This window comes from Pseudomonas sp. MWU16-30323 (assembly GCF_020515595.1).
GTDB lineage: Bacteria > Pseudomonadota > Gammaproteobacteria > Pseudomonadales > Pseudomonadaceae > Aquipseudomonas > Aquipseudomonas yamanorum.
In genome coordinates, this window is record NZ_JAIWYM010000045.1 from 1 (window position 1) to 22,812 (window position 22,812).

Below are 22,812 nucleotides of genomic sequence, written 5' to 3' on the forward strand. Positions count from 1 at the left end.
CAACCGTCGTCTGTCGCAGATTGGGTTGAAGGAAGAGTATCCAGGGACGACCAACCCGTTCCCGTGGATGAGCGAGATCATGGACTTGAAGAAAGAGAAGAATTTCTTTGAGACCCGCGTGATCGAGTACCAGACCGGCGGCGCGCTGAGCTGGGACTGATTAAAGACACAAATCAAATGTGGGGGCGGCGGTGCGACGATTCGACTTGCTCGCGAATGCAGAGTGTCAGTCGCCGGATGCATTGACTGTTTCACCGCATTCGCGAGCAAGTCGAATCGTCGCACCGCCGCCCCCACATTGGTTCCGCTGTGTTCTACAAGACGTTGCACATTAATTTTTATGCCCAATCAAACCATCAAGACACCCTGCGTCGGCCTGTGTTCCACCGTTTACGGAGACCTGGTGTGCCGGGGTTGCAAGCGTTATCACCATGAAGTGATTCAGTGGAACGGCTACAACGCCGAGGAGAAACAGGCGGTATGGTTGCGCCTGGAACACCTGCTGGTGCAAGTGATGACCAGCAAGCTGCAGGTGCTGGACCCGCAGCGTCTGCGCCAGCAACTGGAAGACCGCAAGATCCGGTTTGTGCCTCACCAGTCGCCGTATTGCTGGGCGTACCAGTTGATTGCCCGGGGCGCGCGGGTGATTTCGAAGCTGGATGCGTATGGGTTGGCGCTGTTGCCGGAGTTTCGCGAGCGAAGTCTGGCGGATTTGCGGGATGCGATTGATCGGGAGTTTTTTCTGTTGTCCGAGGCGCATTACGAGCGGTATATCGCGCCGGGGTTTCTGCGGGAATCGTTTGGGACGCCGTTGATCGCCAGTACTTTGGGATAAACACCGACTCATGTGGCGAGGGAGCTTGCTCCCGTTGGACTGCGCAGCAGGCCCATCTTTTGGGGCCGCTTCGCAGCCCAGCGGGAGCAAGCTCCCTCGCCACGGTTCTTGTTGTGTCAGCACTCCCAGGACGCATCCCGCTCCGTCTGCAACGCGTACCGCTCGATCGCCTGCTGACACACTCCCCGCTCCAGACGCCCCTGCTCCACCAACGCTGTCAGTGCCGCCAGCACTATGTGATAGCGGTCCACCTCGAAGAAATCCCGCAATGCCGCCCGGGTATCGCTGCGACCAAAACCATCCGTCCCCAGCACGGTGTACGCAGAGTCCACGTACGACCCCATCATCTGCGGCACTGCCCGCACATAGTCCGACACCGCCACCACCGGCGCGCCCTTGGGCAAACACTCCGCCAGATGGCTGTGCCGCGCCGGCTGTTGCGGATGCAGGCGATTCCAGCGCTCCACTTCCCGGGCGTCCCGAGCCAGTTCGCTGAAGCTGGTGACACTGAAGACTTCAGCTTCAATCTGCCAATCGTCCGCCAGCAATTGCGCCGCTGCCTGGGCTTCGCGCACCAATGTGCCGGAGCCCAGCAGGCGGACCTTGCCGCCGGGCTGTCCGCTGAGCCGGTACATGCCTTTGATGATCGCCGCTTCGACACCTTCCGGCAGGCTCGGCTGCGGGTAGTTTTCGTTCATCAGGGTCACGTAGTAGAACTCGTCCACATCGTGCTCCAGCATCTGGCGCATGCCGTGGTCGAGGATCACCGCAAATTCGCCAGCAAAGGCCGGGTCGTAGGCCCGGCAATTGGGCACGGTGGCGGCGGTCAGGTGGCTGCTACCGTCCTGGTGCTGCAAGCCTTCGCCGCCCAGGGTGGTGCGCCCGGCGGTAGCCCCCAGCAGGAAGCCACGGGCACGCTGGTCGGCGGCGGCCCAGATCAGGTCCCCAACGCGCTGGAAACCGAACATCGAGTAGTAGATGTAAAACGGCAGCATCCTCAGGCCATGCACCGAGTAACTGGTGGCCGCCGCGACCCAGGAGCTGATGGCGCTGGCTTCGCTGATGCCTTCTTCGAGGATCTGCCCGTCGGTGGCTTCGCGGTAGCTGAGGATCGAGCCAATGTCTTCCGGCTCGTAGCGCTGGCCGACACTGGAATAGATGCCGATCTGCTTGAACAGGTTGGCCATGCCGAAGGTGCGCGCTTCATCCGCGACGATGGGCACGATGCGCGGGCCGAGGGCCTTGTCCTTGAGCAGGTTGGTGAGCATGCGCACAAAGGCCATGGTGGTGGACATTTCCTTGCCGTCCGCCTGGGTGGCAAACGCGCCGTAGCCCGACACTGGCGGAACGCTCACCGCAGGCGCCTGCTGGCCACGGCTCGGCACATACCCGCCGAGGGTGGCACGGCGCTGGTGCAGGTAACGCATTTCGAGGCTGTCTTCGGCCGGCTTGTAGAAGCTCAGGGACTCGGTCTGCTCATCCGTCAGCGGCAACTGGAAGCGGTTGCGGAAGGCGATCAACGCCTCGCGGTCGAGCTTCTTCTGCTGGTGAGTGGTCATCTTGCCCTGCCCGGCTTCACCCATGCCGAAGCCCTTTTTGGTCTGGGCCAGGATTACCGTCGGCTTGCCAGTGACCCGGCGTGCGGCGTGATAGGCGGCGTGGATCTTGACCATGTCATGGCCACCGCGCTTGAGGCGGTCGATCTGCTCGTCGCTCATGCCTTCAACCAGTTTGGACAGCGCCTCGCTTTGGCCGAAGAAGTGTTCGCGGTTGTAGGCGCCGTCCTTGGCGGCGAAGGTCTGGAACTGGCCGTCCACGGTCTGCGACAAGGTGCGCACCAGCGAGCCGTCGGTGTCCTTGGCCAGCAAGGCATCCCAGTCCGAGCCCCAGACCAGCTTGATCACGTTCCAGCCGGCACCGGCGAACAAGGCTTCCAACTCGTCGATAATTCGCCCGTTGCCCCGCACCGGGCCGTCGAGCCGTTGCAGGTTGCAGTTGACCACCCAGGTCAGGTTATCCAGGCCTTCACGGGCGGCCAGGGTCAGAGCCGACATGCTTTCCGGCTCGTCCATCTCGCCATCGCCAAATACACCCCATACGTGGCGGTCGGTGGTGTCCTGCAAGCCGCGATGCTGCAGGTAGCGCATAAACCGCGCCTGGAAAATCGAGCTGATGGGGCCAATGCCCATGGAACCGGTGGGAAATTGCCAGAAGTCCGGCATCAACCACGGATGGGGATAGCTGGACAGGCCACGGGCGCCCGCTTTGCCGGCGCCGATTTCCTGGCGATAGTGGGCCAGGTCGGTTTCGCTCAGGCGCCCTTCAAGGAAGGCGCGGGCATAGATGCCGGGGGCAGAGTGCGGCTGGTAGAACACCAGGTCGCCGCCGAAACTACCGTTGCGGGCACGGAAAAAGTGGTTGAAGCCTACCTCGAACAAATCTGCCGCACTGGCGTAGCTGGCGATATGCCCGCCCAACTCGCCATAGGCCTGGTTGGCGCGTACCACCATGGCCAGGGCGTTCCAGCGCACCACCGAGGCCAGACGCTCTTCGGTGGCCAGGTCGCCGGGGAACGGCGGTTGCTGCTCCACGGCGATGCTATTGATATAGGGCGTGCCATGCCGGGGTTTCCAGGCGATGTGCGGCGAGCCGCCGGCATCCGCCAGCATGTCGAGGATCTCCCGTGCCCGCACCGGCCCAGCGTTGGCCACCAGGGAAGCCAGGGCATCGCGCCATTCGGCCAGTTCTTCCTGGTCCATCGCTGTCTGATTCACTGCACTCGCGAAACCGTTCATGGGCACCTCCGGGCTTTTTTTCCAGTTTATGTCGGTGCCAGGGGATTTTTTGACTGTTATACGCAGCCTCTCACGGCCTTTTGAGCACAAATCACTGCCAATCGACCAATTCAAAGCACGTTGTGCTTGAAGCCCCGAAAACCCCGCAATTGTGTTTAAAATGCCGCCCGCTCAATGACCGACGCTGCCCGATGAACCCAGACGCACTCGCCACCCTGCACACCCATTTGCTGAACGCACTGCAAACCGTCCCCGCCGAAACCCGGCGCCTGTTCCACGGGCGTGGCCGCTGCTGGCCGGGCCTGGAACAACTGACGGTGGACTGGCTGCAAGGTGTGGTGCTGGTCTCGCTGTTCAAGGAGCCAGAAGCCGCGGAGCTTGAAGCGTTGAAGCAGATGCTGGTGCAGATCGACTGGCCGTCGTTCGGCGCCCATACCGTGGCGCTGCAACACCGTTACCTGCCGCACAGCACCACCGAATGGCTGTTTGGCGAGGTGGTCGACGAACTGACCATCACCGAAGGCGGCCTGCGCTACCTGATAGACCTGGGCAAAAAGCAGAACAGCGGGCTGTTCCTCGACATGCGTTATGGCCGCAACTGGGTGCGTGAACAGGCGCAGGGCCTGCGGGTGCTGAACCTGTTTGCCTACACTTGCGGGTTTTCCGTGGCGGCCATCGAAGGCGGCGCCGAGCATGTGGTGAACCTGGACATGGCCCGTGGCGCACTGAGCCGTGGTCGCGATAATCACCGCCTGAACGGTCATGACCTGAGCAAGGTGACCTTCCTCGGCCACGACCTGTTCAAGTCCTGGGCCAAGGTCACCCACAGCGGCCCGTACGACCTGGTGATCATCGATCCGCCCTCGTTCCAGAAAGGCAGCTTCCTGCTGACCAAGGACTACCAGCGGGTGCTGCGTCGCCTGCCGGACTTGCTCACGGCCCAGGGCACAGTGCTGGCGTGCATGAACGACCCGGCGTTCGGCGAAGACTTCCTGATCGACGGCGTAACCCGCGAAGCGCCGGGCCTGCGCTTTGAGCAGCGGCTGGAAAACCCGCCGGAATTTCCCGATATCGACCCGCAGAGCGGATTAAAAGCGCTGGTGTTTCGCCAAGGCTGATGCCGAAACGTCCCACACTTGCTACGCTTAACCTACGCCGGGTGGTGAACCTTATCCCACCCTTCCCGGTCGATACCTGCACACTCTGGCCAGATTCGACGGTGTTACCCCGTCGGCTGCCCTGTTTCACCTTTTGGAGAACGCCCCTGTGATATCGACCCTGCATGTAGCCCGTCTCAAGGCCTGGGGCGCCCACGGTTTTACCGCGACCGGCGTAGTACTGGCTTTCCTGGCCACCCTGGCACTGCTCGACAACCAGCCCAAGGCGTGCCTGCTGTGGCTGGGCCTGGCCTTGATCGTCGACGGGGTCGACGGTTCACTCGCGCGACGGGTGAACGTGCAAACGGTGCTGCCAAGCTTCGATGGCTCGGTATTGGACCTGGTGATTGATTACCTGACGTACGTGTTTATTCCGGCGCTGTTTATCTATCGCTATATCGCCCTGCCGGACTTCACCCCGTTGTTTACGGTGTCGGTGATTCTGGTGTCGTCGCTGTTCTGCTTCTGCAACGTCAACATGAAGAGCAAGGACAACTACTTCCAGGGCTTCCCTGCGGCCTGGAACGTGGTTGCGCTGTGCGTCTACATCATCCAGCCAGCGGCCTGGATCACCTTGCTGACGGTGATCGTGCTGGCGCTGTTGACCGTGACCCCAATGAAGTTCCTGCACCCGTTCCGGGTCAAGCGCTTCATGCCGCTCAATATCGCCGTGACCACCATCTGGTTGCTGTGCAGCCTGCTGCTGGTGATCGACTTCCCGTACACCAATCGCCTGACCCTGGGCCTGTGGTTGCTGATGTCGGCGTACTTCCTGGGGATTTGCTTCTGGCGGACCGCACTGGAGTGGGTCGAAACACATAAATAGCCAAGCGGGCACGGTTGAAATGTGGGAGCGGGCTTGCTCGCGAATGCGCAGTGTCAGTCACCGGATAGAGTGGCTGATCCACCGCATTCGCGAGCAAGCCCGCTCCCACATTGGGAATGCATCCCGTGACGCTCTGCGTCACCCTTGCGACAGCAGGACGCAGAGCGTCCAAGGCGGCATTCCCACGCAGAGCGTGGGAACGATCATAGTCGCAGGCCCCCACGCTAATCGGTAAGATACCGGCCTTTCGCGCAGCCCTTGCTGCGCCTTGCCGACTAAGTCTTGCCCATGCCTTTCGAACTCAGCGTTGACCTCACCACCCTGGCGATCCTCGCCGGGGTTGCCTTTATCGCCGGCTTCATCGACGCCATCGCCGGCGGTGGCGGCCTGCTCACCACGCCTGCCCTGCTGACTGCCGGCATGCCGCCGCACCTGGTGCTGGGCACCAACAAACTCAGCTCCACCTTCGGCTCGGCCACCGCCAGCTTTACCTTCTACCGGCGCAAGCTGTTTCATCCGCGCCAGTGGGTGCATGCCATCGTCGGCACCCTGGTCGGCGCACTCACCGGCGCCGTCGTCGCCCATTACCTGCCCGCCGAAACCCTGAACAAGATGCTCCCGGTGATTGTGTTCGGCTGTGGTTTGTATTTGCTGTTCGGCGGCACGCCCAAGGCGGCGCTGGATAACGACGCGCCGATCAAGAAGAAATGGCAATCCACCCAGGGCTTCGGCCTGGGTTTCTACGATGGCGTGGCCGGCCCCGGCACCGGGGCGTTCTGGACGGTGAGCACCATGCTGTTGCACCCCATCGACCTGGTAAAGGCCAGCGGCGTGGCGCGCAGCATGAACTTCGTCAGCAACGCGGCGGCGCTGACGGTGTTCATTTTCAATGGCTCGGTGGACTGGATTGTCGGCCTGTGCATGGGCGTTTCGGTGATGTGCGGCGCGTTCTTTGGCGCACGCAGCGCCATCAGCGGCGGCGCCAAGTTCATTCGCCCGGTGTTCATCACCGTGGTGCTCGGCCTGACGGTGCGCCTAGCCTGGCAGCACTGGTTCAGCGTGGCCTAAACGACGGGCCAGGTAGAGGTCGATCAGGTAGCGCGCAATCGAGCGTGACGCCGGCAACGGCGGCAGCTCATGGATGTTGAACCACTGCGCGTCTTCGATCTCGTCGGCCTGGGGCACGATGTCGCCGCCGGCGTACTCGGCGTGAAAGCCCAGCATCATCGAGTGCGGGAACGGCCAGCACTGGCTGCCCATGTACTGGATGTTCTTGACCTCCACCTGCACTTCTTCACGCACTTCGCGAATCAGGCAGTCCTCGGCCGACTCACCTGGCTCGGCAAACCCCGCCAGGGTGCTGTAGACGCCCGTGACAAAGCGCGGCGAACGGGCCAGCAGGATCTCGTCGCCACGGGTCACAAGCACGATCATGCTCGGCGAGATACGCGGGTAGCTGCGCAGGTCACAGGCCTGGCAGAACATCGCCCGCTCCCGTGGCACCTGCACCATCGCCTGGCCGCAACTGCCGCAAAACCGGTGTTCACGGGCCCAGGTGCCGATTTGTGCGGCGTAGCCGAGGACTTTGTACAGCGTGTGGTCGCCTTGCAGCATGAACGCCCGCAGGCCCTGCCAGCCGCAACCCGGTACATCGGCGGGGCTATTGAGTTCCAGCAGGTACACCGGCTCGCCGTCCAGATGGCCGATGCCGTGCTCGGCAAACACCGAGAGGTCCTGGCGCTTGAGCCATTCCCGGGGAAACAGCGGGCCGTTCTGGTCGTGTAAAAAGCCTTCACGGCTGCGGGCCACGGCCCAGCCGCCCGGGGCGTCGTTGTCCAGCAGCGTTGTGGTAATCCAGCCTGGGGTCATGTTCAGTCAATCCACGAAGTCGGGTTTCTGCTTGCTCATATGGGCCGCGATGGCCACGCGCAGGTCGTTGGATTGCAACATAGCTGAGTTCCAGGTGGCAACGTATTCCAGGCCGTCATTGATCGTGTGGTCACGCATGTAGCTGATCATCGCCTTGGTGCCGGTGATCGCGATCGGGGATTTGGCGGCAATTTCCCGGGCGATGTCCATCACGCCGGCCAGCAGGCTCTGGTGATCGCTGTACACGCGATTCACCAGGCCGATGCTGCGGGCCTCTTCGGCACCGAACGGGCGGCCGGTGTAGGCCAGCTCACGGAGCATGCCGTCGCCGACGATGCGCGGCAGGCGTTGCAGGGTGCCGACGTCGGCGGCCATGCCGATGTCGATTTCCTTGATGGAGAATTGCGCGTCTTCGGCGGCATAGCGCATGTCACAGGCGCTGATCAGGTCGATGGCGCCACCGATGCAGTAGCCGTGGATCGCCGCGAGTACCGGCTTGCGGCAGGTGTCGATAGCGTTGAAGGAAGCTTGCAGTTCGAGGATCTTGCGTCGCAACAGACGTGCATTACGGCCTACGTCCTTGCCGAATTCGTTGGCCACCGAGGCCAGCATCATCAGGTCGATACCGGAGGAGAAATGCTTGCCGGCACCACTGATGACCACCGCACGCACGGCGTCGGTGTCTTCGACCCATTGGAAGATGTCGATGATCTCGGTCCAGAACGCTGCGTTCATGGCGTTGATCTTTTCCGGGCGGTTAAGCTGCACATGGGCGACGTTGCCGCTGAGTTCGACGACAAAGGCTTGGTATTCGGACATGGCAGTGATCCTTGACTGGCGACTGGAATAAGGGCCGAACTATATCAAGGGTGTGTGACGGCGGGTAAGGCTGTGCATGCGCCAAAAGCGGGACTGAAGACCGATGAGGATCACAGGTGGGAGCTGGCTTGCCTGCGATGGCGGTGTATCAGTCAACAACGATGCAAGCTGACCCACCGCTATCGCAGGCAAGCCAGCTCCCACATGGTTTTGTGGTGTTCTTCAGCTCGGTAGCCAGAGGCGGAACCGGGCGCCGCCCAACGGCGAAGCCTGGGCCGTCAATGTTCCGCCCTGGGCCTCCAGCGCCCGCCGGCTGATGGCCAAGCCCAGCCCAAACCCTCCAGTGGCGCGGTCACGGCTGCGGTCCAGCCGGTAGAACGGTTCGAAGATCCGCTCCCGCTGATCCACCGGAATACCAATGCCGTCATCGTCCACCCAGATCTCACAGCCCTTGGGGCACACCTTCACGCCCACCTGAATCCGCCGCTCGCAATAGCGCATGGCGTTGCGCAGCAGGTTTTGCAGGGCCCGGGCGGTCAGGCGCGGGTCCAGGGTGAAGCGCTCCACCGCGCAATCCAGCACCACATCCATCACGATATCGGGGTTTTCCAGCTCGTCGTCGACGCTGCCCAGGATGCTGTCGATGAACTCATCCAGCACCACTTCCACCTGCTCGGGTGTTTGCGCCGGGTTTTGCAGGCGGCTGTAAGACAGCAGCTCCAGCACCAGCTCGTCCAGCTCACGAATGTGCGCCACCAGCCCTTGCAGGCGTTCGCGGCTGGCCGCAGGGAGGTCGTCGGACAGCGCCAGGGCCAGGCCGAAGTCCAGGCGGGTCAGTGGCGTACGCAGTTCATGGGAGACCGCATTGAGCAAGTCACGCTGTTGATTGAGCAACTGTTCGATGTCGTTGGCCATGGTGTCGAACACCGCCGCCAGGCTGCCGATGTTGGAGCTGGGGGGGATTTTTGTGCGTGCCGCAAGGTCGCCCTGACCCAGTTGCGCAGCAGTACTTTTCAGGCGTTCAAGGTCGCGCCAGTGGGGCCGTAGCCAGAACAACAGGCACGCCAGCAGCGCCGCGCCGATCAGCACGTTCATGCTCCAGTACAACAGGTTCATGTCCAGCGGGTCCGGCGGGACCGAGACCTTGACCACCAGTTGGTCGTCCAGGGGCGAGCTGACGTCGTCCGCCCAGCCCCACTCCCCCAGGCGCACCACCATCTGGTCCTTTTCCAGCAGGCGCTGTTCTTCCGGGGTGTAGCTGGCGTCCTGGATGCGCAGCAGTTGCACCTTGAGCGGGGCAAAATCCGCCGACAGGCGCACGGTGACATTGGCCCACTGCTCCACCGGCACCCGCTGGTATTCCTTGACGATCAGGCTTTGCATTCCCCGGGACTGCTCGATGTTGTAGCTCATGTAACGGTGTTCAAACAGCTGGATCACCGCCCGCGGAACCAGGTAGATCGCGGCGGCGAAGGTGACGATGGTGATCAGGTACAGCCGAATCAGGACACGAAACATGGCTCAGCATTCCCACTCGGAACGGCTGAACAGGTAGCCCTTGCCCCACACGGTCTTGATCTTGCGCGCCTCGCCTGCGTGGTCGTCGAACTTGCGTCGCAGCTTGGAGATCGCCACGTCCACCGAGCGGTCGGTGCCGTTGAATTCGATGCCTCGCAGGCGCTGCAGGATCTGGTCGCGGCTGAGCACTTCGCCGGCGTGCCGGGCCAGTACCACCAGCAGGTTGTATTCACCGCTGGACAGCTCAACCGGCTGGTCGCGCCAGGTCACGGTGCGTTCCGACAAGTCGATGCACAGGTTGCCCATCAGGATCTGGTCGTTGGCCACCTGGGGTTCGGTGAGGCTGCTGCGGCGCAGCAGGGTCCGTACACGGGCCAGCAATACCCGGGGCTCGCAGGGTTTGGTGACGTAGTCGTCGGCGCCCATTTCCAGGCCCAGCACTTGGTCGTGGCTGTCGTCCCGGGCGGTGAGCATCAGGATCGGCAGCGTGGCCGAGTCGGCCCGCAGCAACCGGCAGACTTGCAGGCCGTCGAGGCCCGGCAGCATCAGGTCGAGGATCACCAGGTCCGGCGGATTGAGCCGCGCGCGCTCACGCACATGGTCGCCACGGCTGAGCACACTGACGTGATAGCCGTTGCGTTCCAGATAACTGGCGATTAATTCGGAGAGCGCGGCGTCGTCTTCCACCAGAAGAATGTTGGGCATGGTATTTCCAAATAATACAATTTCTGAGTAGTACGCAAATCCAATGTGGGAGCGGGCTTGCTCGCGAAAGCGGTGTTTCAGTTAACGCATACGGCGGCTGACACACCGCTTTCGCGAGCAAGCCCGCTCCCACATTTGATCTTCGGTGTCAGGAAGATCGTGTAAGGTTCGGCGGTTATGAAGGATATACGCCCGCGTGCATCTGTGGGCCGCACCTTACATTTCTTCACACACCACCTACAGAGCTTCACAGCACTGTGGCGGGGGCGACCGTAGGATGCGCCAGTCAATATTGGGATATGAGCATGTCGAAGAATCTGTTTGCGCCGTTTTGCCTGTTGGCCCTGACACTGGCGCTGAGCGCGTGTGGCAAGTCGGCGGACGAAGCCGCCGAGGCACCGCTGGCCAAGGTGCGGATCGAAACCCTTGAAGCCAAGCCCCTGTCCATCACCAGCGAGCTGAGCGGGCGCATTGCCGCACCGCGCATCGCCGAAGTGCGCGCCCGGGTGGCCGGCGTGGTGTTGCAACAGGTGTTCAAGGAAGGTCACGACGTGAAACAGGGCGATGTGCTGTTCCGGATTGACCCGGCGCCGTTCAAGGCCGACCTCGACAGCGCCCAGGCCAGCCTGCGCAAGGCCGAGGCCAATGCGTTCCAGGCGCGCCTGCAAGAGCAGCGCTACAGCCAACTGGTGGAAGGCAACGCCATCAGCGGCCAGGAATACGACAACGCCCGCGCCGCTGCCCGGCAGACCGCAGCCGATGTGGCCGCCAACCAGGCCGCCGTACAGCGAGCCAAGTTGAACCTGGGCTATGCCACCGTCACCGCGCCGATTTCCGGGCGCATCGGCCGCGCGCTGGTGACCGAAGGCGCCCTGGTGGGCCAGAACGAGGCCACGCCGATGGCGCTGATCCAGCAACTGGACCCGATCCACGCCGACCTGACCCAATCCACCCGCGAGCTGAACGACCTGCGCCGGGCCTTTCGCGCCGGGCACTTGAAGCAAGTCGGCCAGGACCAGGCCAAGGCCACGCTGATCCAGGATGACGGCAGCCTGTACCCGCTGCCGGGCAAGTTGCTGTTCGCCGAGATCAGCGTCGACCCGGGCACCGGGCAGATCATCTTGCGCAGCGAGTTCCCCAACCCAGACCTCGACCTGCTGCCCGGCAGCTTTATCCGCGTACGCCTGGAGCAAGCCGTCGACCAGCAAGGCATCAGCGTGCCGCAACGGGCGATCACCCGCGACAGCGCCGGGATCCCGATGGTGTTGCTGCTGGACGCCGAGCAAACCGTGAGCCAGCAGCCGGTAGAACTGGGTTCGGTGGTCAATGACCGCTGGGTGGTGACCAGCGGCCTCAAGGCCGGTGACCGTATCGTCGTCGAAGGCCTGCAACACGCCCGCCCTGGCGAGAAAGTCCAGGTTGACGACAGCCCCGCGCCCATCGCCCAGGCATCCGGCCAGTAAGAAAGGAATCGTTCACAATGCCGCAGTTCTTTATTGACCGCCCGATCTTCGCCTGGGTGGTCGCCCTGTTTATCCTGCTGGCCGGCGCCCTCGCCATCCCGCAGTTGCCGGTGGCGCAGTACCCCAACGTCGCGCCGCCGAAAGTCGAGATCTACGCCGTGTACCCGGGCGCCTCCGCGCAGACCCTGGACGAAAGCGTGGTCAGCCTGATCGAGCAGGAGCTTAACGGTGCCGATCACCTGCTGTATTTCGAATCCCAGAGCAGCCTCGGTTCGGCCACCATCACCGCGACCTTCCAGCCGGGCACCGACCCGGAAATGGCCCAGGTCGATGTGCAGAACCGTCTCAAGGCCGTGGAGCCGCGCCTGCCCCAAGCAGTGACACAGCAAGGCTTGCAGGTGGAGAAGGTCTCCGCCGGCTTCCTGCTGCTGGTCACCCTCACCTCCAGCGACGGCAAGCTCGATGACGTAGCGCTCAGCGATTACCTGGCGCGCAACGTGATGAACGAACTCAAGCGCCTGGACGGTGTGGGCAAGGCCCAACTGTACGGCGCCGAGCGCGCAATGCGAATCTGGATCGACCCGCAGAAGCTGATCGGCTTCAACCTGACCCCGGCCGACGTCAACGCGGCCATATCGGCGCAGAACGCCCAGGTATCAGCGGGCAGCATCGGTGATTTGCCGGGCACCAAGACTCAGGAAATCACCGCGTCGATCCTGGTGAAAGGCCAGCTGTCGACCCCGGCTGAATTTGCCGACATCGTGCTCAAGGCCAATCCGGACGGTTCCACCGTGCGCGTCGGTGACGTGGCACGGGTGGAAATCGGCAGCCAGGAATACCAGTTCTCCACCCGCCTGAACGGCAAGCCGTCCACCGCCGTCAGCGTGCAGCTGTCGCCGGGCGCCAACGCCTTGAGCACCGCGACTTTAGTGCGGGCGAAGATGGACGAACTGGCGCGCTACTTCCCGGCCAACGTTGAGTACAAGATCCCGTACGACACTTCGCCGTTCGTGAAGGTCTCCATCACCAAGGTGGTGTACACCCTGGGCGAAGCGATGTTGCTGGTGTTTGCGGTGATGTTCCTGTTCCTGCAAAACATCCGCTACACATTGATCCCGACGCTGGTAGTGCCCATCGCGCTGATGGGCACCTTTGCGACGATGCTGTTGCTGGGTTTCTCGATCAACGTGCTGACCATGTTCGGCATGGTATTGGCCATCGGCATCCTGGTGGACGATGCGATTGTGGTGGTGGAGAACGTCGAGCGGATCATGGTCACCGAGGGCCTGTCGCCCAAAGAGGCTACGCGCAAGGCCATGGGCCAGATTACCGGGGCGATTGTCGGCATCACGCTGGTGCTGGTGGCGGTGTTCCTGCCGATGGCGTTCATGCCGGGCTCGGTGGGGGTGATCTATCAGCAGTTCTCGTTGTCGATGGCCACTTCGATCCTGTTTTCGGCATTCCTCGCCCTGACCTTGACCCCGGCCCTGTGCGCGACCTTGCTCAAGCCGATTGCCAAGGGCGAGCACCATGAGAAAGGCGGCTTTTTCGGCTGGTTCAACCGGCGCTTCGAACAGTTCACCGACCGCTATGAAGGCTGGGTGGCCTATGCCCTCAAGCGCAGCGGGCGTTACCTGCTGATCTATCTGGTGCTGGTGGTGGGGCTTGGGGTGTTGTTCGCCCGCCTGCCCTCCTCGTTCCTGCCAGTGGAAGACCAGGGTTACACCATTACCGATATCCAGCTGCCGCCGGGTGCGAGCAAGAACCGCACGGTGCAGGTCGCCGAGCAGATCGAGGCACACAACGCCGGCGAGCCGGGCGTGGGTGATACCACGATGATCATGGGCTTCAGCTTCTCCGGCTCGGGGCAGAACGCCGCGCTGGCGTTTACCACGCTCAAGGATTGGTCGGAACGCAGCAGCGAGGATTCCGCTGCAGCCATTGCAGACCGTGCCAACGCGGCCTTTACCGAGCTGAAGGACGCGATTGCCTATGCGATCCTGCCACCGCCGGTAGATGGCCTGGGCACCTCCAGTGGTTTCGAGTTCCGCCTGCAAGACCGGGGTGGCGTGGGCCATGCCGCCTTGATGGAGGCCCGTACCGAACTGCTGGCCGCTGCCGAGAAAAGCCCGATCCTGGCCAACGTGCGTGAAAGCGCCCTGGCCGAAGCTCCGCAAGTACAGCTGGAGGTGGACCGCAAGCAAGCCAACGCCCTGGGCATTTCCTTTGCCGATATCGGCAATGTGCTGTCTTCGGCCATCGGTTCGGCCTATATCAACGACTTCCCCAACCAGGGCCGCATGCAGCGGGTGGTGGTGCAGGCCGAAGGTGATCAGCGCAGCCAGGTGGCCGACCTGATGAAGATCCATGTGCGCAACAACGCCGGGAAGATGGTGCCGCTGTCGGCCTTTGTCGAAGCGCGCTGGATCCAGGGCCCGGCCCAGTTGACGCGTTATAACGGTTACCCGGCCATCGCGATTTCCGGTGAATCGGCGCCGGGCCACAGTACGGGCGAGGCGATGGAAGAAATTCAACGCCTGGTCAGCCAGTTGCCTGCGGGCCTCGGCCAGGAATGGACCGGCCTGTCGTTGCAGGAGCGTTTGTCCGGTTCCCAGGCACCGCTGCTGCTCGGCCTGTCGCTGCTGATCGTGTTCCTGTGCCTGGCGGCGCTGTATGAGAGCTGGTCGATTCCGACCTCGGTGCTGCTGGTGGTACCCCTCGGCGTGCTCGGCGCGGTATTGGCCGTAAGCTTGCGCGGGATGCCCAACGATGTGTTCTTCAAGGTCGGCCTGATTACCATCATTGGCCTGTCGGCGAAGAACGCGATCCTGATCATCGAGTTTGCCAAGGACCTGTATGACCAGGGTGAAGACCTGATCGACGCCACGTTGAAAGCCGCACGCTTGCGCCTGCGGCCAATCATCATGACGTCCCTGGCCTTCATCCTCGGTGTGGTGCCGTTGGCGATTGCCACGGGCGCCAGCTCGGCCAGCCAGCAGGCCATTGGTACCGGGGTGATCGGCGGGATGATTACCGCGACGCTGGCGGTGGTGTTTGTGCCGGTGTTCTTCGTAGTGGTCATGAAGCTGGTGCGCAAGCGCCACACGTCATAAATGCGCTATGGTGCTTACACATCCCTGATTTGTGAGCGCCATGCCCTTCCTCGCACGCACCCACCCTCGCCTGTCCTCCGCCGCCGTCTTGGGCCTGGCGGTGGGGCTCCTGGCTCCCGCCGATACGATCATCAGCAAAATCCTCATCGGCTGGAACGCAGGCGTCTGGACCTACCTGGTGCTGATGCTGTGGCTCACCAGCCACTCCCGCGCCGACGATGTAAAACGCATCGCCGAGATCGAGGACGAGAACGCCGGCCTGGTGTTGTTCATGGTGTGCATCGCGGCGATTGCCAGCCTGGCCACCATCACCCTGAACCTGGTGGGCACCAAGGACCTGAGCGATAGCCAGCGCCTGTTGCACTACGGTTTTACCGGCCTGACAGTGGTTGGCTCATGGTTGCTGATCGGGGTGATTTTCAGCGTGCACTATGCGCGCCTGTATTACACCTGGGACGGCCCCGAGCCGGCATTGCGCTTTGCCGAGGATTTACGCACGCCCAATTACTGGGACTTCCTGTACTTCTCGTTCACCATCGGCGTGGCGGTGCAAACGGCGGATGTCGGGGTTGCCACGCGTACCATGCGCAAGGTGGTGCTGGGGCAATCGTTGATCGGGTTTCTGTTCAACACGGCGATTCTGGGGTTCTCGATCAACATCGCCGCCGGATTGTTTGGATGAGGCTGCACAAACCTTCTAGACGCTAACCCTTGCAGGAGCGAGCTTGCTCGCTCCTGCAAGGTTCCACTCCATAGGTGTTTTATGGCCGCTCACAACTGGATCGATCTGGCTCAGGACGCCGACACCGGCATCGAGACCCTGCGCGCGCATTTCGAGGGCCACGCCTACGACCCGCACTGGCACGACAGCTACCTGGTGGGCGTCACGGAGCAAGGTGTGCAGCAATTCAATTGCCGCAGCACCCGCCATCACAGCACACCGGGCAAGGTGTTCCTGCTGGAGCCGGGGGAAATCCATGACGGCCACGCCCCCACCGAGGCCGGGTTTACCTACCGCATGCTGTACCTCGACCCTGTCTGGCTGGAGCGCGAAGTGGCGGCGGTGTTCGAGGAAGCCCCGGCCAACAGGCAACTGGGGTTTGCCACCACCCTTGCCAGCGATCCGCACCTGGCGCTCGCCACCAGCCAGGCGTTTCAAAGCCTGCACGACGGCGAACTGCGCATCGTGCGCCAGAGCGCCCTCGGCCATTTGCTGGAACGCCTGACCGGCCAGTTGCACTGGCGCCAACGCTATCGCGAAGACCCACGTTTGCCGCAGGTGGCCCACAAGGCCCGGGAATACTTGCACGCCCACTTGCATCAGGACATCGGCATGGACGCGTTGGCGCTGGCCACCGGTGTCGACCGCTTCCGCCTGACCCGCGCCTTCAAGAGTGCCTTCGGCTTGCCGCCCCATGCGTATCTGGTGCAACTGCGCCTGGCCCGCGCACGGTACCTCCTGGCCAGGGGCGAAGCGCCCGCCGAGGTCGCGACCGCCCTGGGGTTTGCCGATCAAAGCCATCTGGGCCGCTGGTTCGTGCGGGCCTATGGCCTCACCCCGGCGGCCTACCGCAAGCGTTGCTCAAATCTTCCAGACAGGTAACCGCCCGGCTTGTGAAGATCGACTCCATTGATCTGCCTACCGGAGTCGCATTGCCATGTTCCCCACCTTGCTGCCTTTTCTGTTGTTCGCCTTCGTCGCCTCCATCACCCCCGGCCCGACCAATATCCTGGTGCTGAGCAACAGTGCCCGCCATGGTTTCAATGCCGCCTTGCCGATCGTACTGGGCGCGTGTGCCGGGGCAGCGGGCATTGTGCTGGTGGTGGGATCGGGATTCGGCCAGCCCCTCGCACAGTTGCCGAAGGTGCAAACCGCCCTGCAATGGACCGGGGTGGCCTGGCTGACCTATTTGTCGTGGCAGATTTTCAGCGCCCCGGCGCAAGCCATTACACCGGACACCACGCACAAAAAACCCGTGGGCCTGGCGGGCAGCGCCAGCCTGCAGCTGGTGAATCCCAAGACCTGGATGATGGCGGTGGCGGTGGTCAGTGTGTTCGCCGGCGATGGCGACGAGCGCCAGAGCCACGTGCTGTACCTGTCCCTGGCGTTCTTCCTGATTTCCCTGCCTTGCCTCGGCGCGTGGGCAGTGCTCGGTGCAGGATCAAGCCGGCTGTTTCGCTCACCCCGGGCAATTCAGCGTTTCAATCAATGCATGGCGTTGTTGCTGCTGGGCTCTACCTGGTTGAGCGTGATGATCTGACCGGCAATGGTATGGCGTGCCTTTAGCATTAAAGGAAGTTAAAAACGGGCGGATTAGACTGTCATTTATACCAGTAGACAGGCCGCAGGAACGGCGTCTAATAATCCCAAGCCTATCAACAAGCCTGTGGGTCGTTCACTCGCAGAAAACAGGCTTTGTAAACTGTGACTTTTGACAGTTTACAGACCGGACAACGTTGCTATTTCATAGCCTGACCAGAATGACTTTCACCCTGGTTTTCGCACAATCATCGACGATGGAGAAGCGATCATGTCAGCACAAGCGCACCAGTTAACCCCCGCCCAACAAAAACGGCGGCAGCCCAGGGCGCGTACCGCCACAGGCCTCTGCACGGTGAGTGTCGATTCAATTATTCTGCACCCCCAGACCAAGACGGTAGTACACGACTTCGCCCAAGGCATATACGTCATCAACGGCCGTCACGCGGACAATTCGGTTACGATCAAGGAGTTTTATGTCCAAGTCCCTGATAATATCGAAATGGATAAAATCATACGGCTGGAAGACTCCGAGTTCACAAAAGTCAGGGTCTGGTATTCCGTAAAGTCTCCCACGGAGCATTACGCAGTGCGTTGCATCCAGGGAGAATTGGTTATCGAGGGTCTGGTGGAGGGCATTATTAAAATCAAGGGCCAGGTTATTGGAAATACCGAGAAAGATCCCCATGGCAACCCACATTCGTTAGCAATCATCTTTGACCTTTTAAGCTGACCCCAAGCAAACGCAAAAAAGCCCGTATCTTTCGATACGGGCTTTTTTATCTGCGACGACTTACCAGGAGTAACGAACGCCTACGTTGGCCCCCCAGGGCTGGTCAATTTTCTGACCACTGCTGTGTTCAAAGTCCGCATGCAACTGCAGGTTCTGCGACAGTTTAACCGCAACGCCAGCACCAAACTCGTTACGCGAACCGGACAAGTCATTGTTGAACACGTTGTTGTTCACCGCGACTTTATTGTTGTTGGCAAACTCATGCACCCTCGCGGCACGCAGGTACGGCTGAACCACGCTGCCGCTGTCGAGCTGGATGTTGCGCCCCACGGTGGCACCGGCCTTGGCCAGGATCGAACGGGTTCTTTCACCCTTCGCTTGCAGACCATTGTCCAGGTTGTAATTGGCACCCTGGATGACCACGGTGGACAACTGGGCATAAGGCTCGATAAAGAAGTCGTCGCCCAGCTTGATGTTACGCCCGAACTCTGCCGACAGGCCGCCACCGGTATTGGTGTACTTGCCCTTGGAGCTGGTGCCATCGCTCAGCCCGACCTTGGACTCGTTTTGGAAACGGTTGAGCTTGGCCACTGCGTCAAAGTACAGGCCACTCTCCTCGTCCATCCAGGTTGCGTAACCCCCTATGTAGTAGCTCTTGACGTTACCCGAGGTACCACGCTTGAGGTTCAGGTCGGAGCTGCTGTGACCGACCATGGCGCCGATCAGCCACTGGCTGTCGGCCAACGGCATGTCGGCACCCAGGGAGAAACCCTGCTGGTTCTGGGTGTAGCCCACACCGCTGCCGTCGGCCACGTTGTACTTGTTGCCATAACCACGAACCCACAAACCAGCCTGCCCCGGCTCGAAGCGCAGTTCGCCCATACGGGTACGCAACGAGGTTGCTTCGCCGTACCACACGGTCGGTGCGGTGTTGAACAACGCCAGCACCGAACGGGTACCCGGGCTGATGGAGCGATTGTTTGGGTCAAGGAACCAGTCGGTCCCGTCTTTTTTCAGGCCGTACGAGTAGGCTCCCACATCCACCTTGTCCCCCACCAGGGAAAACTCGGCGTCACCGCCTCCGGTATGCACGACGCGGATCTCTTCCGGCTTCACCGGCTCGGCGCCGCTGGCTGCCAGCAACAGGCTGTGGTTGCCGGTGGCGTCACCTGTGATGTTCAGGAAGTCAGTCTTGCCCTGGGCGAAATCGGTACCCATGACAAACGTACCGTTGCCGTCAAGGCTCTCCAGATCCAACTGAAAAAATTCGTCGGGGGCGCCAAACTTTACAGTGCCGCCGGCCAGGCTCAAGGCCCCTACCTGACTATCACCGGTCAACTCCCAAAAAGAATGATCGCCTACGCTCAGGCTGGCGACGTTGTGCAACTGACCGGTCAAGCCGGCATTGTTCTGCAGGCTCAGACGCGCAGTACTGCCGTCCTCGACAATGACATTGCCAATCAAACGGCTATTATCGACATTCATGCTGGCCACACCACCACCGGTGACTTCCAGCAACGTACCGTTGCCGCCGATCAAGGTGGAACCATTGCGCACGTCGATTTCAGCTTCCGGAGCTGAACCGAACTCGCCTTTAACGACGATGGCGGAACCGCTGCGACCTTCGACACGGGAGTTATCCAGGACCAGTTTGCCCACGGCACCGCTGTCGTAATCGTCGGTAAAAACCACGCCGTTCTTGCCACCGATAATCCTGCTTTGGCTGGCATTGGCGGTCGCACCATTGAGCAATACGCCATAGCTGTCGGCGCCAGTGCCTTCCACCAGGGTGTTCTGGTTGAAGTTCAGTTCACTGTTGCCATAGGCCATTGCCCCACCGAGGACGCCGCGGATAGCGCTGTTGAATACATGCGCAATTCCGCCTTGGGACGACCCCAGAAACTCGAAGGCTTGCAGGCCGATCGTGGTGTTGCTGGTGATGCTGCTGTTACTGATGATTGCAGAGCTGTCGTCCAGGCGTACTGCGCCAAACGTCGCGTGATTCGACGTAACCGTGGCGCCGTCGAGGCTGACCGTGGAGCCCTGGGTGGCGCGAATATCATCAACCCGGCTGCCGGCGTTGACGATCAGCGCCGAGTCGTTGACAAGGATATGTCGTGCCTGCGCACCGTTAAGTGTCAGGTCGGACTTCTGGTCCAGTTGCCAGTCATTGTTCAACTCACTGGCGTCGATGGTTTTTGATTCGCCAGTCAGTTGACCGGCTTGAGCCGTCGTTTGAACGGCGGCGAATACAAGAAAAGTAATGGTTGGAACTTTCATCATCTTGCTCAAGGGCTTGAGCTCGAAGTTTGCTAATACCGACATTGGAGGGGTCACTCTCTGTAATAGAGCCTTTGAAAACGGTTTGGCTCGTTCTCTCGGAATGGAGCCTCACCCTGTGCGGCGCAGAGATTACGCAGTAGAGATACCCGTTGATGTAGGATTAATCCGAATATAAAAAATGACAGGCAATAAGGAGAGTAGGAAAAAGGTTTCGCAGCAGTCAGACGCACAAAAGGGAAGCCATGCTTCCCTTTTGTGGTGCCATCACCTGATTAATTTCAAGGCCTATACTCTACCCCGTCGCAGTAGGAGTTGGGGTTTGAAAACCCGGTCGGCTCCGTTGCCAGTTCGCCGCGCCCTATCGCCCCGGTGTCCAACTCCGAGGTGTAGGTGACCTCGGCAGATCCGTAGAACGTCTGGGCCAGAAATGGACGGTAATCCACCTGAACATTAAAGCCATTGTCCACCATATCCCGCGTCAACGGCGCACTGGTAATCGTCTCTGTAAAGGGACCCGGTGGGAGCGCGGGGAAGTCGTTGAAGATCGTGAGCGTGACGGTCACGGTATTCCCCACGACCAGCCTTGGGTCACCAGGGATGAAAATCTCGCCATAGAGCACAGGTATCGCACCGGGAGTCCGGATGAGCAACGACTGGCAAGACCACTCTCCGTTAATATCAAGGCGCAAAAACTCTGCGGGCGCCAGTACCACCGTGACAGCGCCGATAACGTTGACGGTCGTGATGCCTGAGGGGTTTTCATTGGTGGTACCAGGGCCAGTCACGACATAGCTGACCGGCTGCGGGCCATTGCCATGACGGGCAACCACCTCCCAGGGAATTTGGAACGTAGCAGTGTCACCGGGCACCGTAGTGCTTAAGTTAAAGGGCCCGACACGCTCCTGGGAAAGCCCCCACAACAGGTAGAACTGATTGTTGGCATGGGGCAATGCAGCAATGGTCCAGAGTGGAATGTCGATCCTGACGGGCAGCTCAGCGTCTTGAGCGTGCAGTTCGTTCAGCACAGGTGTGGGACCCGTACCAAACACTTGTGCCAGGTTCAGTGCCGGATTCACGGAGCCGGGCTCTAAGGTGCCCGGCAGTTCGGGACCTTCCACCGACAAGTCAAGCCGCACCGTTTTAGACGGAGAAGGGTGAAAGATACCCCTGCGATCAATCCGGTAACCCACAGTCACCGACTGCGGACCGAGCGTCGCCGTATAGGCCGCCTTGATTGCGTCATTCATATTGTCGAAGATCACTGGGAACGTGGACAACGGCGGTGACTGCGGACCATAGGGCTGCGCTTCCCACTGCACTTCGAACTGGTCAAGCCCTGGTGCATTGTTAAGGTAGTCTCTGATATGAAGTACGATCCCTTGCCGGTAATCCGCGATATCGAGTAAATCGTCTGTATCGTCCGGAGCCAGCGGCAGAAACGGCTCCAAGGGGACCGGGTTTGCCAACAATTGAATGTCACGGAAGTCATTGAACGCAAGGGCGCTGGTATTACCGGCCCGATCAGTGATGGTGTAGAAGAGATACATCCGGCCACCGCCCGGGGAGAGTCGGAGGATCTCATCTGTCGGCAGGAAAAAGGTGGCACCCGCCGGCGTCATCGGTAAGCCTGTGCCAGTCACCAGATACGCGTCATTTGGAAACATGTTCGGACTGAAATAGAGGTTGATAGTGTCTCCGACCTCATAGCGCCCCGTCTGCGGACCATAGGTGTTTGGAGGGATGGTAATCTCCAGCCCACCTTCAGTAATCAGAAATGCATTGTCAATGTTCGTGCCCGGCGGCGCATTTTGGAAGACAGGAGCAGTCGGGTTTTCACGGGACGTCGCTACCGCATAGGGTGCAATGGTGTCGACCCTGAATGGCGCGGGATCCGATTCGTCTAAGGCCGGGCCGGGTACGCCGCCAGCATTACGGTAGTGGGTGTTTTTGAGTTCATAAAGGCCATGTTCAAACTCAGGGGGCGGGGCTGGAACGAACCGGGTGACCGGTGTCACCATGAGCTGGAAGACGGGGACCAGGGTGGACCAGGGTACGGTCGGAAGCCTGACAGGGCGAATTTCGACTGACATCCAGTCAGTAGGCCGTGGAATCCCGCCGGCGCTGAGATCCAGCGTTATTCCCACGCTGGCAAGCCTGGCGGGAATAAGGCCCGTTGCATCATCCAACGCTTCTTGAATCTGAGGTGCAGGGAAAGCCAAAGTCCCTGGTGTATCACTGACTTTAGGGTTGCTGCTCATTTCGGTTTCTCCTTGCTATTTAAGGTAGGCGCCGCATTGATACTCAAAAAAGTCCCCGGCCCGATTCATCCTCGGGGACTGAAACCTGGGCACAGCCTCTCCAGCCGAAGGATGTTCGGCCTATAAATGCTCTTCAAAAAAACCTTCAGACATTCCTGGAACGCTCGGCATGTGACGG

General features: G+C 61.1%; 17 protein-coding genes and 1 pseudogene. 11 read left to right on the plus strand and 7 right to left on the minus strand.

Features of this window, described 5'->3' with window-relative positions:
* Nucleotides 1–160: pseudogene (locus LIY45_RS28745) on the plus strand (ribonucleotide-diphosphate reductase subunit beta); the annotation flags it as partial.
* Nucleotides 161–340: 180 nt separating this feature from the next.
* Nucleotides 341–835 (plus strand): DUF1289 domain-containing protein, encoded by a 495-nt coding sequence (locus LIY45_RS28750; protein WP_226478404.1) that lies wholly within the window; start codon nt 341–343, stop codon nt 833–835.
* Between the two features lie 116 nt (nt 836–951).
* On the opposite strand, the gene mdeB is transcribed toward LIY45_RS28750, so the two are convergent.
* On the minus strand, nt 952–3,630 hold the full coding sequence (mdeB, locus tag LIY45_RS28755) for an alpha-ketoglutarate dehydrogenase (protein ID WP_226478405.1): 2,679 nt from the start codon (nt 3,628–3,630) through the stop codon (nt 952–954).
* Between the two features lie 191 nt (nt 3,631–3,821).
* On the opposite strand from mdeB, the gene LIY45_RS28760 reads away from it, so the two are divergent.
* The 3 genes from LIY45_RS28760 (at nt 3,822) to LIY45_RS28770 (ending at nt 6,681) form a co-directional block, all read left to right on the plus strand.
* Entirely contained in the window at nt 3,822–4,748 is a 927-nt protein-coding gene (locus tag LIY45_RS28760) for a class I SAM-dependent methyltransferase (RefSeq protein WP_226478406.1), read from the plus strand.
* Between the two features lie 148 nt (nt 4,749–4,896).
* Nucleotides 4,897–5,613: a phosphatidylcholine synthase gene (gene pcsA / locus LIY45_RS28765; protein ID WP_017477403.1), complete on the plus strand. Its 717-nt coding sequence runs from the start codon at nt 4,897–4,899 to the stop codon at nt 5,611–5,613.
* 288 nt (nt 5,614–5,901) lie between these two features.
* On the plus strand, nt 5,902–6,681 hold the full coding sequence (locus tag LIY45_RS28770; protein WP_226478407.1) for a TSUP family transporter: 780 nt from the start codon (nt 5,902–5,904) through the stop codon (nt 6,679–6,681).
* On the opposite strand, the gene nudC is transcribed toward LIY45_RS28770, so the two are convergent.
* The 4 genes from nudC to LIY45_RS28790 form a co-directional block, all read right to left on the minus strand.
* Nucleotides 6,649–7,482, minus strand: coding sequence for an NAD(+) diphosphatase (gene nudC / locus LIY45_RS28775; RefSeq protein WP_008430294.1), 834 nt, complete (start codon nt 7,480–7,482; stop codon nt 6,649–6,651). The two genes, LIY45_RS28770 and nudC, sit on opposite strands and share 33 nt — an antisense overlap.
* A 6-nt stretch (nt 7,483–7,488) precedes the next feature.
* The gene (locus LIY45_RS28780) at nt 7,489–8,301 is read right to left on the minus strand and encodes a crotonase/enoyl-CoA hydratase family protein (RefSeq protein ID WP_226478408.1); all 813 of its coding nucleotides are present in this window, start codon (nt 8,299–8,301) and stop codon (nt 7,489–7,491) included.
* Nucleotides 8,302–8,523: 222 nt separating this feature from the next.
* Complete coding sequence (locus tag LIY45_RS28785; protein ID WP_226478409.1) at nt 8,524–9,819, minus strand: ATP-binding protein; 1,296 nt, start codon at nt 9,817–9,819, stop codon at nt 8,524–8,526.
* Nucleotides 9,820–9,822: 3 nt separating this feature from the next.
* Nucleotides 9,823–10,524 (minus strand): response regulator transcription factor, encoded by a 702-nt coding sequence (locus LIY45_RS28790; protein WP_003214048.1) that lies wholly within the window; start codon nt 10,522–10,524, stop codon nt 9,823–9,825.
* A gap of 305 nt (nt 10,525–10,829) precedes the next feature.
* On the opposite strand from LIY45_RS28790, the gene LIY45_RS28795 reads away from it, so the two are divergent.
* The 6 genes from LIY45_RS28795 (at nt 10,830) to LIY45_RS28820 (ending at nt 18,093) form a co-directional block, all read left to right on the plus strand.
* Nucleotides 10,830–11,987, plus strand: coding sequence for an efflux RND transporter periplasmic adaptor subunit (locus LIY45_RS28795; RefSeq protein ID WP_226478410.1), 1,158 nt, complete (start codon nt 10,830–10,832; stop codon nt 11,985–11,987).
* 17 nt (nt 11,988–12,004) lie between these two features.
* On the plus strand, nt 12,005–15,100 hold the full coding sequence (locus LIY45_RS28800; RefSeq protein ID WP_226478411.1) for an efflux RND transporter permease subunit: 3,096 nt from the start codon (nt 12,005–12,007) through the stop codon (nt 15,098–15,100).
* Nucleotides 15,101–15,140: 40 nt separating this feature from the next.
* A complete protein-coding gene (locus LIY45_RS28805; RefSeq protein WP_003214055.1) occupies nt 15,141–15,782 on the plus strand; it encodes a DUF1345 domain-containing protein in 642 nt (213 codons plus the stop codon).
* A gap of 81 nt (nt 15,783–15,863) precedes the next feature.
* The gene (locus LIY45_RS28810; protein ID WP_226478412.1) at nt 15,864–16,703 is read left to right on the plus strand and encodes an AraC family transcriptional regulator; all 840 of its coding nucleotides are present in this window, start codon (nt 15,864–15,866) and stop codon (nt 16,701–16,703) included.
* Between the two features lie 55 nt (nt 16,704–16,758).
* Nucleotides 16,759–17,361 (plus strand): LysE family translocator, encoded by a 603-nt coding sequence (locus LIY45_RS28815; RefSeq protein WP_226478413.1) that lies wholly within the window; start codon nt 16,759–16,761, stop codon nt 17,359–17,361.
* A gap of 270 nt (nt 17,362–17,631) precedes the next feature.
* Nucleotides 17,632–18,093 (plus strand): hypothetical protein, encoded by a 462-nt coding sequence (locus LIY45_RS28820; protein ID WP_226478414.1) that lies wholly within the window; start codon nt 17,632–17,634, stop codon nt 18,091–18,093.
* Nucleotides 18,094–18,153: 60 nt separating this feature from the next.
* On the opposite strand, the gene LIY45_RS28825 is transcribed toward LIY45_RS28820, so the two are convergent.
* Together LIY45_RS28825 and LIY45_RS28830 are read right to left on the minus strand one after the other, a co-directional pair.
* Nucleotides 18,154–20,418, minus strand: coding sequence for an autotransporter outer membrane beta-barrel domain-containing protein (locus LIY45_RS28825; RefSeq protein WP_226478415.1), 2,265 nt, complete (start codon nt 20,416–20,418; stop codon nt 18,154–18,156).
* A 236-nt stretch (nt 20,419–20,654) separates the two neighbouring features.
* The gene (locus LIY45_RS28830; protein ID WP_226478416.1) at nt 20,655–22,634 is read right to left on the minus strand and encodes a hypothetical protein; all 1,980 of its coding nucleotides are present in this window, start codon (nt 22,632–22,634) and stop codon (nt 20,655–20,657) included.
* Between the last annotated feature and the right edge of the window lie 178 nt (nt 22,635–22,812).